The organism is Nocardia sp. 149-1B, from assembly GCF_057747975.1.
In genome coordinates this window covers 4,394,487-4,408,365 of record NZ_CM173233.1, presented here as the reverse complement: position 1 = coordinate 4,408,365, position 13,879 = coordinate 4,394,487, and the positions used below count along the sequence as shown (strand labels likewise).

At 72.4% G+C, this 13,879-nt stretch carries 11 protein-coding genes and 1 riboswitch; of the genes, 7 read left to right on the top strand and 4 right to left on the bottom strand.

Annotated features, from left to right (window positions below; all coding sequences use genetic code 11):
• The first annotated feature begins 138 nt into the window (after window positions 1-138).
• Window positions 139-246, top strand: a riboswitch (TPP riboswitch).
• The 4 genes from AC3ANS_RS21065 (at window position 243) to AC3ANS_RS21050 (ending at window position 5,057) form a co-directional block, all read left to right on the top strand.
• Complete coding sequence (locus AC3ANS_RS21065; protein WP_488293527.1) at window positions 243-1,331, top strand: thiamine ABC transporter substrate-binding protein; 1,089 nt, start codon at window positions 243-245, stop codon at window positions 1,329-1,331. (Overlaps the previous riboswitch by 4 nt.)
• Window positions 1,328-2,983 (top strand): ABC transporter permease, encoded by a 1,656-nt coding sequence (locus tag AC3ANS_RS21060; protein WP_488293526.1) that lies wholly within the window; start codon window positions 1,328-1,330, stop codon window positions 2,981-2,983. Before AC3ANS_RS21065 ends, AC3ANS_RS21060 begins: the two co-directional genes overlap by 4 nt.
• A 13-nt stretch (window positions 2,984-2,996) precedes the next feature.
• Entirely contained in the window at window positions 2,997-3,986 is a 990-nt protein-coding gene (locus AC3ANS_RS21055; RefSeq protein ID WP_488293525.1) for an ABC transporter ATP-binding protein, read from the top strand.
• Between the two features lie 27 nt (window positions 3,987-4,013).
• Window positions 4,014-5,057 carry a phosphatase PAP2 family protein gene (locus AC3ANS_RS21050; protein ID WP_488293524.1) on the top strand — a complete coding sequence of 348 codons (1,044 nt, stop codon included), beginning with the start codon at window positions 4,014-4,016 and terminating at the stop codon, window positions 5,055-5,057.
• A gap of 48 nt (window positions 5,058-5,105) precedes the next feature.
• Here the strand turns inward: AC3ANS_RS21050 and AC3ANS_RS21045 are convergent, their stop codons facing one another.
• From AC3ANS_RS21045 to AC3ANS_RS21035, 3 genes are all read right to left on the bottom strand, one after another.
• Window positions 5,106-5,504, bottom strand: a complete 399-nt coding sequence (locus AC3ANS_RS21045) for a Zn-ribbon domain-containing OB-fold protein (protein ID WP_488293523.1) — start codon at window positions 5,502-5,504, stop codon at window positions 5,106-5,108.
• A gap of 5 nt (window positions 5,505-5,509) precedes the next feature.
• The gene (locus AC3ANS_RS21040) at window positions 5,510-6,787 is read right to left on the bottom strand and encodes a thiolase family protein (protein WP_488293522.1); all 1,278 of its coding nucleotides are present in this window, start codon (window positions 6,785-6,787) and stop codon (window positions 5,510-5,512) included.
• A gap of 117 nt (window positions 6,788-6,904) precedes the next feature.
• Window positions 6,905-7,870: a helix-turn-helix domain-containing protein gene (locus AC3ANS_RS21035; RefSeq protein ID WP_488293521.1), complete on the bottom strand. Its 966-nt coding sequence runs from the start codon at window positions 7,868-7,870 to the stop codon at window positions 6,905-6,907.
• A 218-nt stretch (window positions 7,871-8,088) separates the two neighbouring features.
• Here AC3ANS_RS21035 and AC3ANS_RS21030 point away from each other — a divergent pair, with 218 nt between their 5' ends.
• On the top strand, window positions 8,089-9,390 hold the full coding sequence (locus tag AC3ANS_RS21030; RefSeq protein ID WP_488293520.1) for a C40 family peptidase: 1,302 nt from the start codon (window positions 8,089-8,091) through the stop codon (window positions 9,388-9,390).
• A gap of 79 nt (window positions 9,391-9,469) precedes the next feature.
• Window positions 9,470-11,431 carry an acyl-CoA dehydrogenase family protein gene (locus tag AC3ANS_RS21025; RefSeq protein ID WP_488293519.1) on the top strand — a complete coding sequence of 654 codons (1,962 nt, stop codon included), beginning with the start codon at window positions 9,470-9,472 and terminating at the stop codon, window positions 11,429-11,431.
• Between the two features lie 416 nt (window positions 11,432-11,847).
• On the opposite strand, the gene AC3ANS_RS21020 is transcribed toward AC3ANS_RS21025, so the two are convergent.
• Window positions 11,848-12,357 (bottom strand): inorganic diphosphatase, encoded by a 510-nt coding sequence (locus AC3ANS_RS21020; protein WP_488296542.1) that lies wholly within the window; start codon window positions 12,355-12,357, stop codon window positions 11,848-11,850.
• 112 nt (window positions 12,358-12,469) lie between these two features.
• On the opposite strand from AC3ANS_RS21020, the gene dacB reads away from it, so the two are divergent.
• Window positions 12,470-13,849: a D-alanyl-D-alanine carboxypeptidase/D-alanyl-D-alanine endopeptidase gene (dacB, locus tag AC3ANS_RS21015; protein ID WP_488293518.1), complete on the top strand. Its 1,380-nt coding sequence runs from the start codon at window positions 12,470-12,472 to the stop codon at window positions 13,847-13,849.
• The last annotated feature ends 30 nt before the right edge of the window (window positions 13,850-13,879 follow it).

Here is a 13,879-nt window from a genome sequence, read left to right as displayed (position 1 = left end):
TCGGTGGTTTCGAGGCCGCGTCTCGCGCGTCGCCTTCGGCGCCGCGCGGGCCGCGGGATCGCTCTGGGGGTGGTGTTCCGACGTCACGGTTGCGGAGGCCTCGCTGGCTGCGGGAGGCATCCCACGTACTAGAGTCGCCTCACAACGCAGGGGAGCACGCCACACGTGCTGAGAGTGCGGATCCGCCGCAGACCCTATGAACCTGATCCGGTTAGCACCGGCGAAGGGAGTCGGAGTTGAAGATGTCCCGTGCCCTGGCACCACTGGCGGCCCCGTTGGCCACCGTCCTCGCGCTCGGCCTGGCGGCCTCCGGCTGCTCGCTCGTGGGCGACAGCTCGTCGGGCGACGAGCCCCGCAGCGGCGGCACGAGCGCCGCGCCCGACCGTGTCGTGCTGATCACCCACGACTCGTTCGTGCTGCCCAAGCCGCTGATCAAGCAGTTCGAGCAGCAGTCCGGCCTCGACCTGGTGGTCCGGGCCACCGGCGACGCCGGCATCCTCACCAACAAGCTGGTGCTGACCAAGGACGACCCGCTGGGCGATGTCGCGTTCGGCATCGACAACACGTTCGCGTCGCGGGCGCTCGACGCGGGCGTGTTCGCGCCGTACGACGCTCCGCTCCCCGACGGCGCGGGCCAGTACTCCCTGCCCGGCGACGACGACCACGACCTCACCCCGATCGACAACGGCAACGTGTGCGTCAACGTCGACGACACCTGGTTCGCCGCGCACCACCTGGCCGAGCCGACGTCGTTGGACGACCTCACCGACCCGGCGTACAAGGACCTGTTCGTGCTGCCCGGCGCCGCCACCAGCTCGCCCGGCATGGCGTTCCTGCTCGCCACGATCTCGGCGTACGGCGAGGACGGGTGGCAGGACTACTGGTCCAAGCTCATGGACAACGGCGCCGAGCTCACGGCCGGGTGGTCCGACGCCTACGAGGTCGACTTCACCCAGGGCGGGGGCAAGGGCGACCGGCCGATCGTGCTGTCCTACGACTCCTCGCCGGCGTTCACGGTGGCGGACGGCAAGACCTCGACGAGCGCGCTGCTCGACACCTGCTTCCGTCAGGTCGAGTACGCCGGCGTGCTGGACGGGGCGGCCAACCCCGACGGTGCCCGGCAGCTGGTCGACTTCCTGCTCAGTCCCGAGGTTCAGGCGGCGCTGCCCGAGAGCATGTACGTGTTCCCGGTCGACTCCTCGGTGGAGCTGCCGAAGGACTGGGCCCGGTTCGCGAAGCAGCCGACCGACCCGGCGACCGTCGACCCGGCCGACATCAGCGCGCACCGCGACGACTGGCTGCGGGAGTGGAGCGACATCACCTCCCGATGAGGCGCCAGGTGAACCCGCGGCTGGGCCGGGCACTCACCCTGGCCGGCCTAGCCGTCGTACCCCTGGTCGTGCTGGGTGTGTTCTTCGTGCTCCCGGTCAGCGGGATGCTCTCGGAGGGGTTCGTCACCGACGGCCGCTTCGACCCCGGAGGCGTCCTGGAGGTGCTGGGGCGCCCGCGGGTGCACCGGGTGCTGTGGTTCACCGTGTGGTCCTCGACCGTGGCGACGCTGGTCGCCGTGCTGCTGGGCCTGCCGGTCGCGCACCTGCTGCACCGCCGCCGGTTCGCCGGGCAGCGGGCGCTGCGGGCGCTGCTGCTGGTGCCGTTCGTGCTGCCGACGGTCGTGGTGGGTGTCGCGTTCCGCGAGCTCATCGGCGAGTCGGGCCCGCTGGGCTTCCTGGGCCTGGACGGCTCGGCGGCCGCGATCGTCGCCGGGCTGGTGTTCTTCAACGTGGCCGTGGTGATCCGGGCCGTCGGCGCCGCCTGGGAGTCGCTGGACCCGCGGCCCGCCGAGGCCGCGGCGGCGCTCGGCGCGAGCCCGGCCCAGGTGCTGCGCACGGTCACGCTGCCCGCGCTGCGGCCCGCGATCGTCAGCGCGGCGAGCGTGGTGTTCCTCTTCTGCGCCACGGCGTTCGGGGTGGTCCTCACCCTCGGGGGCCTGCGCTACTCGTCGGTCGAGACCGAGATCTACCTGCTCACGACGAACCTGCTCGACCTGCAGGCCGCGGCGGCGCTGTCGATCCTCCAGCTGCTGGCGATCACCGCGCTCCTGCTGGTGACCGGACGGCTGCGTGCGGTGCCCGACCCCACACTGGTCCGCTCCACGACCCGCGCGCCCCGGCCCGCCGCGGGCGACTGGCCGGGAGTGGTGGCGACAGCGCTCGTCCTGCTGCTGGTCGGCACGCCGCTGGCCGCCCTGGTCGTCGGGTCGCTGCACGTCGACGGGGCGTGGAGCCTCGGCAACTACCGCGCGCTCGGCGACAGCGGTCAGCAGGCGCTGCTCGTGCCGGTCGACGAGGCGCTCCTGACGTCGTTGCGTACGGCGGTCGACGCCACCTGGATGTCGCTCTCGCTGGGACTGCTGGTGACGGTCGTGGTCACCCGGCGCTCGCGCTCGCGCACCGAGCGACGGGTGCGCGGTCTGCTCGACGGCCTCTTCATGCTCCCGCTCGGCGTCTCGGCCGTGACCCTCGGCTTCGGCTTCCTGATCACCCTCGACCGGCCGCCCCTGGACCTGCGTGACTCCCCGCTGCTGGTCCCGATCGCCCAGGCCCTGGTGGCGTTGCCGCTGGTCGTGCGCACGCTGGTGCCGGTGCTCGGCGGCATCGACGACCGCCAGCGCCAGGCGGCTGCCTCGCTGGGCGCGGGCCCGCTGCGCACGTTCGCGACCGTCGACCTGCCCGCGATGTGGCGACCGCTCACCGCGGCCGCCGGCTTCGCGTTCGCGGTGTCCCTGGGGGAGTTCGGCGCTACCTCGTTCCTCGCTCGGGAGGACCACCCCACGCTGCCGGTCGTGATCTTCCGCCTCATCGGACACCCTGGTGCGATGAACTACGGCATGGCCCTCGCCGCGTCCGTCGTCCTCGCCGCCACGACCGCAGTCGTGATGCTGGCGGTCGAGCGGCTCCGGGTCACCTCGCTGGGTGCCCTGTGATGGACGGCGCCTGATGCTGACCCTGGACCACCTCGACGTCGCCTACGACGGTGCCCCGGCCGTCGTCGATGCCAGCCTCGAGCTCGCGGACGGACACGTGCTCGCGGTGCTGGGCCCGAGCGGGTCGGGCAAGTCCACGTTGCTCCGGGCGGTCGCCGGGCTCGAGCCGCCGGCTGCGGGGCGGATCTGCTGGGACGGCGCGGACCTCGCGGGCGTCCCCACCCACAAGCGCGGCTTCGCGCTGATGTTCCAGGACGGGCAGTTGTTCAACCACCTGACCGTCGCCCGCAACGTGGGCTACGCGCTGCGGCTGCGGCGTACACCCCGGGCCGCGGAGCGGGTGGCCGAGCTGCTCGCGCTCGTCGGCCTGGAGGGGTACGCCGACCGCCTGCCGGCCACCCTCTCGGGTGGCGAGCGTCAGCGGGTCGCGCTGGCCCGGTCGCTCGCGGTCTCGCCCCGGCTGCTGCTGCTCGACGAACCGCTCTCCGCCCTCGACGCCGGGCTGCGCGAACGGCTGGCCACCGACCTGCGCGAGATCCTCCACGCTGCCGGCACCACCGCGTTGATGGTCACCCACGACCAGGAGGAGGCGTTCGCGGTCGCCGACCGGCTGGCCGTGATGCGCGCCGGACGGATCGTCCAGCAGGGCGAGATCGCCGAGGTGTGGCGGGCCCCGGCCGACCCCGAGACCGCGCTGTTCCTCGGCTACGCCCGCGTCCTGGAGGGCGCGGCCGCGGCCACGCTGCTCCGGGCGGCCGGGATGCCGGCGGCGCCCGCGGTCGCCGTACGCCGATCGGCCCTCGTCGTCGGCGACGACGGACCCCTGCGCGCGGTGGTGGTCTCCGGCCGGGCGACCCCGGAGCTGATCCGCCTGGTCGTCGACGTCGAGGGCATGGGCGAGGTCGACGCAGTCGCCCGCCTCGGGACCCACCCGGCCCCTGGAGACGCGGTGCGGCTGGTCGTCGACCGCAGCCGGCTGGCGGAGACACCTGCCGGGCGCTGATGGTCCCCGGTGCCTACACTGACCTCCGTGTATCGCCGTGCCTACGCCCTACTCGTGGGCAACGCCATCGTCATGGGCGTGGTGGCGGTCGTCGTGGCGATCGTCTACGACAAGCGCCTGATCGACCCCGAGGGCAGCTTCCTCGGCCCCTCGTGGGCCCGGCTGCCGATCCTGCTTCTCGGAGCGCTGGCGCTCGACATGGTGCCGCGGACGCTGTGGCTCTCGAAGATGAACCCCAAGGTGATGCCCGGCATCGTGCGCGAGCGCTGGCGCACGCACTGGAACCGCGAGCGGCTGACGCTGGTGGCGCTGGGTGTCATCTGCTTCTACGTCGTCTACGTCGGCTACCGCAACCTCAAGTCGTTCCTGCCGTTCGTGCGGCCCGTGAAGTACGACCGTGAGCTGCACTACCTCGACCGGGCGCTGCTGTTCGGTCACGATCCGGCGATCCTGCTGCACGGGCTGCTCGGCGAGGGCTTCATGGCCTGGCCGCTGTCCTACGTCTACCTGTGGTTCCTGCCGCTGGTGCCGCTGGCGGTGACGGCCTGGCTGGTGTGGTCGCGCAACCTGTCCTACGGCTACTGGTTCGTGACCTCGCAGTGCATCGCCTGGTCGCTGGGGACCGCGTCCTACTACGCACTCCCCACGCTCGGACCGGGACTCGAGTACCCGCAGCTGTACTTCGGCCTGCCCAACACCCCGACCTCGCAGCTGATGGACGCCCTCGTCAACGGCCGTCACCAGGTCTACTTCGGCGTGCGCACCGACACGGTCCAGTCGGTCGCGGGCTTCGCCAGCCTGCACGTGGCGATCACGCTGCTGGTGGCGCTGATGGTGACCTACACCGTCCGGGTGCGCTGGCTGAAGATCGCGTTCTGGGTCAACTTCTCCGTGACCGTGGTCGCGACTCTCTACTTCGGCTGGCACTACATCGCCGACGATGTCGCCGGGGTGATGATCGCGCTCGTCTCGTTCTACGTCGGCGGCATCGCCAGCGGCCAGAGGTTCGACAAGCACGGCCTCGCCTCGCACCCGACCACCACCACCTCGGCCGTCCCCGTCGACCGCTAGCCCGACTGCGAGGTCGACTGCGAGGTCGCGGGGACGGCCGAGGATCGGTCAGGCCAGCCGGAAGGTCAGCACCGGCAGGTCATCGGTGTGCAGGACCTCGGCGACGACCGGTAGCGGCAGCCGCGGGTAGAGCGCCGCGATCGCCTCGGCGGTGCCGTCCACGCCCTGCAGCATGCCCTGGACGGTGACGCCCTCCTCGAGGATCACGTGCGCGTAGGCGTACGGGGCGTACGGCACGAATCGCGGGTGGCAGGCGGCCAGGTTGTGCGAGGCGAACAGCAGCGTCCCGCGCCCCGAGAGCTCGAGGTCGGTGGCGGCGTACGACCCGCAGGCCTCGCAGCACGAGGTCGCCGGGAACGTGATCGTCCGGCAGTCGTTGCAGCGGTGCGCGACCAGCCGGCCCTCGGCGAGTGCCTCGTAGTAGTCCCGCACGAGCGATGTGGTCATGGCGTTCAGCTCCCCTGGAAGATCAGCACGTTGGAGACGATCGCGTAGCCCTGCACCATCAGGGCAGCGGTCTCGGGTGGCTTCGGGACCTGCCGGGCCCCGGCGAGACCGCGCATCTGCGTGACGATCTCGTGGATGTCCGAGCCGGACGACGCGGCCCACGCGTGCCCGAACGCGTGCCGGCCGCCGTGGGTGGCCATCGGGCGGTCGCCGTCGAAGCGGGTGCGGCCCTCGTACGCCGCCTTCAGCCCCTCGCCGTGCGCCAGGTAGCCGATCTCCTCGGCCATCACCAGCGACATGATGTGTGAGCAGTCGTGGGTGTGCAGGTAGTCCAGGTCGTGCGGCCCGACGCCCGACATCGCGAACGCCTTCTTGATCGCGGCCCGGTCCACGGCCCAGTCGGTGGGGTCCTCGTGGTACCACGGCAGGTCCGAGACGGCCTGGCCGAAGCCCTTCAGCTCGACCGGCTGGGACGGCAGCCCCTTGGCGAGGTCCGCGCGCATCAGCACCACGGCGGCCGCGCCGTCGGCGGCCTTGACGAGGCTGCGCAGGCGGGCCGGCCAAGACAGGAACGGGTTGGCGTCCGAGGTCCACATGCTCCAGGCGTCGGCGTACCCGAGCCGGGCGGCCTCGTCCTCGAGGGTCTCGCGGATCATCGCCCGGTCGGTCATCGCCGCGTGCATCCGGCGGGTGCGCGAGAGCTCGAACATCGAGCGGTCGTACTCCTCGAAGGAGACGCCGTACTTGCGCATGTAGCCCTGCGCGATGATGCCGTTGTACGTCGAGAAGATCTCGTAGCCCTGCGGCTCGCCGTACGCCTGGTTGACGCAGTAGTCCGTCCAGAGCCACATCGTCTCGTTGTCGATGTCCTCGCGCTCGTAGGGGCTGGTGCCCTGCGGGCGGTTGCCCGTGGCCTCGACGCCGACGACCAGGGCGGTGTCGATCGTCCCGGACGCGATGGCCTGCGCGGCCATGCAGACGCCGGTGGCCGTGGTCGAGCAGGCGGCGTCGATGTGGACGCCCATCGCGAGCTGGGTGCCCATCCACTTCGACAGCTGGCTGTAGGTGGCGGGCAGCTGGGAGGAGTGGGTCATCACGTTGCCGACGTAGACCGCGTCCACGTCGGGTCCGCGGATCCCGGAGTCCTCGAGGGCCTCGCGCGCGGCGTTGGCGGCGAGCTCCTGGAGGGTGAGTCCGGCGATCTCCTTGCGGGTGCGGAGGTTGCCGAACGGTGTGCAGCCGACTCCCGTCACGACGACGGGGGCGGTGAGGCGTGTGGTCATGGGAGCGCCTCCTTCCTCTACCTCGACGCTAGGAAGGAGAGGCGCCGTCGCCCATGGCTGGGACTGCACTCCTCTGGCCGCTCCCTGCACGCCCGTTCACGACTCGAGCGTCAGAACTCACGGCTCCACGGCGGTGGAGGCCTGGCTCGGTGGGTAGCCGTAGTGCGCACGGAAGGCGCGGCTGAAGTGCGCGGGGTCGGTGAAGCCCCAGCGGCGGGCCACCTGGTGGATCGCGAGGTCGCGACCCGGGCGGGTCAGGTCGGCGTGCGCCCGGGCCAGCCGGCGCCGGCGTACGTAGGCCTGGACCGTGTCGCCCTCCTCCTCGAACAGCGCGTAGAGGAGGCGCTCGGAGATCGCGTGGTGGGCGGCGATCGTGCGCGGCGAGAGGGCCGGGTCGGCGAGCCGGGCCTCGACGTAGCCCTTCACCCGCTGGCGCAGCTCGTGCCTGCGGGCGACGCCGGTGGCGGGCGTGCTCAGTGTCGACAGGGCCGCTCCCAGCAGCTCGAGCGCGGCGTTGCCCGCACCGGCCGCTGCCTCGGGGGTCAGCTCGAGGGTGGTGACGAAGCTGAGGTACGACGTCAGCAGCAGGCGGGCGGAGTTCGGGCGCAGCAACCGGGCCGTGGTCAGCTCGGGGCTGGGCACCACGTCGCGGAACCGTGCCACCGGCACCAGCAGGGTCTGCTTGCGCAGCGGTTCGAGCACGTCGAAGCGGATCGGCCGCGCGGAGTGCCAGGCGACCACGTCGCCGGCGCCCACCGCGATCTGCTCGTCGTCCTGGGTCAGCACCTCGCGGCCGTCGCGGACGACCAGCACCCCGACGTACTCGCCCTCGGTGCGGCGCAGGTCCGAGCGCAGCCGCTGCCCGCCGCACAGCCCGCACCACGTGTCGAGCAGCTGGATGTCCCCGAGCCGGCGGCGCAGGATCCGGCCCTCCACGGGATCGGCGTCGTGGGCGCTGGGGGGTGTCCGGTCGAGGGTCCACGGCAGGTGGGTGCTGGACACGATCGAGCGCCAGACCTCGTCGCGGTCGCGAGGCGCGACCTCGGCGACATCCCAGCGCTCGGTGTCCACGACCGTGTCCACGCAATCCACGCTAGGAGCGGATGCGGTGGCCGGCCATGGTCCTTGGACCCGACTCTCCGGCCGGATCTGTAAACTACATTCGTGTAATTCGTCAAGCCGACACGCCGATAGGTCTGAGAAAAGTGAGACGAAATGTTCCTTTTGGGACGAAAGTTGTCTAGCGTGCTGCGAGTGCCGCGAGGGGCGGCACCCGGATCCACGACCTGGGGGACAGCACGGTGCGAGCGCTCGGCCCGGTGGCGGCACTCGTCGCGACCCTCCTGACCGGCAGCGTGCTGACCGGAGTCGCGGTCGCCGACGACGAGACACCGTCGCGCCACGACGTCCGCGCGGCCCGGGCCGCGGTCCGCGACGGCGCGGACGACGTCGCGTCGGTGCGTGCCCGGCTCGCGGTGGCCAACCAGCACCTCCAGGACGCCGGAGTGCGCGCCGCCCAGGCCGCCGAGGCCTTCAACGGCGCCCGCTGGCGAGCGGCCCAGGCGCGCCAGGCGGCAGTCGCGGCCCGACAGCACGCGCAGGTCGCCGCCGACGACGTCGAACGCCAGCGTCAGGCGTACGGCGACGCGCTGGTGTCGTCGTACGAGCTCTCGCCGGGCCTCACCGCGCTCTCCGCGATCGTCGGCTCCGAGGGCATCGGCGAGGTCGTCGACCAGACCACGACGCTGCAGAACGCCGAGAGCGCGCTGGACGCCAACTACGACGGGTTCCGCGCCGCGGCGACCCTCGCCGACGTCGCCGTCGAGCAGGCCCGGCAGGCCGAGGACGACGCCGTCCGTGCCGCGGCCGACGCCCGCACGGCCAGGGACGCCGCCCGGACGGCCGCCGCCGACGCGGCCACCCAGGCGCAGGCGATCGCCGCCGAGAAGACCGCTCTCATCGGTCGGCTGGCCGAGCTCCAGCACGTGAGCGTCCGGGTCGCCCAGCGCCGCCAGTCGGCGCTCGAGGAGCAGGCAGCGGCCGCCGCGGCGGCTGCCGCCCAGGAGGAGGCCCAGGCCGAGGCCACCCAGGAGCAGCCCACCCCCACGCCCACGCCGACGCCCACGCCGACGCCCACGCCGACGCCGACGCCGACGCCCACCCCCGCGCCCGACCCCACGCCCGCGCCGGAACCCACGCCCACGCCCGACCCGACGCCGCCTGCTCCGCCGGCGCCCGCGTCGGGAGCGCAGGCCGCGATCGCGTTCGCCCGCGCCCAGCTCGGCGAGCCCTACCGCTGGGGCGCCGCCGGACCCAGCGCCTGGGACTGCTCGGGGCTGACGATGGGTGCCTGGGCGGCCGGCGGCACGTCGCTGCCGCACTACTCGGTCGCGCAGTACGAGCAGTCGACCCCGATCTCGGCGAGCCAGCTCCGGCCCGGGGACCTGGTCTTCTGGGGATCCTCGAGCGACCCGGGCTCGATCTACCACGTGGCGCTCTACGTCGGCGACGGCATGATCATCCAGGCGCCGCGCACCGGCCGCCCGGTCAGCGAGGACTCCATGTACTACTGGATCCCCCCGAACTTCTACGCCCGGCCATGACGCCCCCGCGGCCCCTCGTCACCGGTGGAGAGGTCCAGATCACCGCTTGAGACGGGTGCGTGCTGGGTAGCGTCCGTCCATGGCAACCGACACCGCCGCGCCCGCGTCGACCGGCTACGTCCAGCCCGAGATCGACGTACCCGCCCTCACTGCGCTCCTCGACGGCAGGTATGCCGAGGTCCGCGACCTGGTGCGCGCCAACCTCGCGGAGTACGCATCGATCCTCACCGACGCCGAGGAGCTGTCGATCGACGACTTCCGCGAGCGCGTGAAGGACGTCGTGGTCGAGATGGCGGCGACCGGGCAGACCGGGATGGGCTTCCCGGAGGAGTACGGCGGGGGCGGCGACATCGGCGCCTCGATCGCGGCGTTCGAGACCCTCGCGTACGGCGATCTCTCGGTGCTGGTGAAGGTCGGGGTGCAGTTCGGCCTGTTCGGCGGCGCGATCCTTCAGCTCGGCACGAAGGCCCACCACGACGCCTACCTCGCGGACCTCATCACCGGGAAGCTGATGGGCTGCTTCGCGATGACCGAGACCGGCCACGGCTCCAACGTGCAGGCGCTCGGCACGGTCGCGGCCTACGACCCCGAGGCGCAGGAGTTCGTGATCACCACGACGCGCGAGGACGCCTGCAAGGACTACATCGGCAACGCCGCCAAGCACGCCGAGGTGGCGGTGGTGTTCGCGCAGCTCGAGGTCGGTGGCGAGTCGCACGGCGTGCACGCGTTCGTGGTGCCGATCCGTGTCGGGGGCGAGCCCGCGCCCGGCGTACGCATCGAGGACGACGGCCGCAAGATGGGGCTCAACGGCGTCGACAACGGGCGGCTGTGGTTCGACCACGTGCGCGTCCCGAGGACCGCACTGCTCAACAGGTTCGCCGACGTCACGCCCGAGGGGGTCTACGAGAGCGCGATCGAGAACCCCAACCGGCGCTTCTTCACGATGCTCGGCACGCTCGTGCAGGGGCGGGTCTGTGTCGGCGGCGGGGGCATCAACGCCGCCAAGGTCGCGTTGGCGATCGCGACGAAGTACGCCGTACGCCGCCGCCAGTTCGAGGCGACCTCGGACGAGCACGAGGAGCTGCTGCTCGACTACGGCATGCACCAGCGCCGGCTGCTGCCGCTGATCGCGCGGACCTATGCGCTGCACTTCGCCCAGGAGGTCGTGGCCGGTCAGCTGCACGACGTCTTCTCGGGGGTGACGGACGACGACCACGCGCGCCGGGAGCTGGAGGCGCGGGCCGCCGGCACCAAGGCGCTCGGCACCTGGCACGCGACCCGCACCATCCAGGAGTGCCGTGAGGCGTGCGGGGGCGCGGGCTACCTGGCGGTGAACCGGTTTGCGGCGCTCAAGGCCGACAGCGACATCTTCACGACGTTCGAGGGCGACAACCACGTCCTGCTGCAGCTGGTCGCCAAGGGCCTGCTCACCGACTACGCCAGCGAGTTCGAGGACCTCGACCAGCTCGGGATGGTCCGGTTCGTCACCGGGATGGCGGTCGAGACCGTGATCGAGAGGACGTCGGTCCACAAGCTGCTGGAGCGGGTCCGCGACCTGCTGCCCGGGGGCGACCAGTGGGACCAGGAGGCGGGTCTGCTCGACCCCGACTACCAGCTCGCGATGCTGCGGTTCCGTGAGGAGCACATGCTCGCCGGGGTGGCCCGGCGGCTCAAGCGCGGCATGGACAACGGGATGAACCCGGGCGAGGTCTTCTCCCGCGTGCAGGACCACGTGATCGCGGCCGCCAACGCGCACGTCGAGCGACTCGTCCTGGAGGCCTTCGTCGCCAAGGTCCGCGACCTGCCCGACGGTGATCTCAAGGTGGCGCTGAACCTGCTGTGCGACCTGTTCGCGCTGACCACGATCGAGGCCGACCGGGCCTGGTTCATGGAGCACGGCCGGCTGACCGTGCAGCGATCCAAGGCGATCAGCCGCGAGATCGGCAGCCTGTGCCGCAAGGTCCGTCCGCTCGCCGTCGACCTCGTCGACGCCTGGGCGGTCCCGCGGGAGATGCTGCGCTCGCCGGACTTGGTGGGCTAGCCCGAGTCGGCGCGTCTGCACGCGGTGAGGTGTCGAGTCGGCGCGTCTGCACGCGGTGGGGTGTCGAGTCGGCGCGTCTGCACGCTGTGGGGTGTCGAGTCGGCGCGTCCGCACGCGGTGGGGTGTCGAGTCGGCGCGTCTGCACGCTGTGGGGTGTCGAGTCGGCGCGTCTGCACGCGGTGGGGTGTCGAGTCGGCGCGTCTGCACGCTGTGACGCGACCCGTCCTGGCGTGCAGTTGCGCCGAGTCGAGCTGTGTGGGCGTGCAGTTGCGCCGATTCGGGCTGTGTGGGCGTGCAGTTGCGCCGAGTCGGGCTGTGTGGGCGTGCAGTTGCGCCGATTCGGGCTCTGTGGGCGTGCAGTTGCGCCGAGTCGGGCTGTGTGGGCGTGCAGTTGCGCCGACTCGGCGAGTCCTGGGTCAGTGGCCCCCGGACGCCTTGAGGCGGTCGAAGGAGGCGTGCACCTCGGCCTCGGCCTCGGTGCGGCCGACCCACTCGGCGCCCTCGACGGACTTGCCGGGCTCGAGGTCCTTGTAGACCTCGAAGAAGTGCTGGATCTCGAGACGATCGAACTTCGAGACGTGGCTGATGTCGCGCAGGTGCTCCAGGCGCGGGTCCGTGGCGGGGACGCAGAGGACCTTGTCGTCACGCCCGGCCTCGTCGGTCATCCGGAACATCCCGATGGCGCGGCAGCGGATCAGGCACCCCGGGAACGTCGGCTCCTGGAGGATCACCATCGCGTCGAGCGGGTCGCCGTCCTGGCCGAGGGTGTTCTCGATGTAGCCGTAGTCGGCGGGGTACTGCGTGGAGGTGAACAGGGTCCGGTCCAGCCGGATCCGACCTGACTCGTGGTCGACCTCGTACTTGTTGCGCTGACCCTTCGGGATCTCCACCAGCACGTCGAACTCGAGCACGTCTTCCTCCGCCATCATCAGGTCAATCGTCAGGGGTCAATCGTCAGGGTCGAGCGGGCCCGCGGGACGGGCCGGGCTCAGTCTCGCGCACAATGTCACCAATTGGGCAGCCGGGGAAAGGTGGATCGTGGGCGGACGTGACGGATCCCACCCCTCGCGCGCGTCCCGTCTCGCCACGTGGCTGCCCGTGGTGCTGGTGCTCGCCGTCCTGGCGGCGGCCACGGTCGCGTGGCGGCTCGACCCGGCCGGCCCGGACCCGGCCGAGCAGCCCCAGGCGGTTCCGCCGCCGCCGGGGCTGGTCGTGGACGACCCACGGTCGCCCGCCCCCGTCGCCGCGGCCGCGGCCGGCGTACCTGACGCTGCGAAGGTACGCCGGGCCCTCGCGCCGGCGCTTCGTGACGCCGACCTGGGACCCCACGTGCTCGCCACGGTGGCCGGCCTCGACGGGACCCTGCTCTACTCCACCGGCACGGGAGAGGCGACCCCCGCCTCGACCCTCAAGCTGCTGACCTCGGCCGCCGCCCTGGCGACCATGGGGCCCGACCACACGTTCACGACCACGGTCGTGGCCGCCGGCCCGCGCCGCCTCGTGCTCGTCGGGGGCGGCGATCCGCTGCTGTCCGACGCCGACCTGCGACGGCTGGCCCGCGCCACCGTCGCTGCGCTCCCCGCCGGGAGCCCGGGCACGATCCGGCTGGGCTACGACACGAGCCTCTTCAGCGGCCCCGCGGTCAGCCCGCACTGGCCGCCCGACTACGTGCCCGACGCGGTGGTGTCCCCGATCGTGCCGTTGTGGACCGACGAGGGTCGTCCCCCGAGCGGCGAGGGCCGCGTCGCGGACCCGGCCGCGGCAGCCGCCGCGGCGTTCGCGACCGCGCTGGGCAGGGCCGGCGTCGCGGTGGCCGGCTCGCCCCAGGAGACGCCGGCGCCGCCGGACGCCACGGAGCTCGCTCACGTCACCAGCGACCCGTTGGCCGAGATCGTCGAGCACACCCTCGAGACCAGCGACAACGAGGCGGCCGAGGTGCTGGCCCGCCACGTCGACCTCGCGACCGGCGGCACCGGGTCGTTCGTGGGCGGTGCACGCGCCGTGCTGCGGGTCCTCGACGAGCTGGGGGTCCCCACCCAGGGCGCCACGACGTACGACGGGAGCGGGCTCTCCCGCCAGGACCGCCTCGACCCGGACACGCTGACCGCGGTCCTCGAGCTCGCCGCCTCGCCCGACCACCCGGAGCTGCGGGCGGTGCTGACCGGGCTGCCGGTCGCCGGGTTCACCGGCTCCCTGGTGGAGCGGTTCGCCGACGACGCCGTCGGCCGGGGGCTGGTCCGCGCGAAGACCGGGACGCTCTCTGGGGTGAGCGGGCTGGCCGGCGTCGTGACCGACCGCGAGGGCCGGCCCATGGTGTTCGCCCTCCTGGCCGACCGGATCGACCTGGTCGACACCCTCGGCGCCCGCGCCGCGCTCGACGCCGCCACCAGCGCCCTCGCCGGCTGCCGGTGCGGTTGAGGGGTGGCCCGGGCCACGTGACGGCGGCCG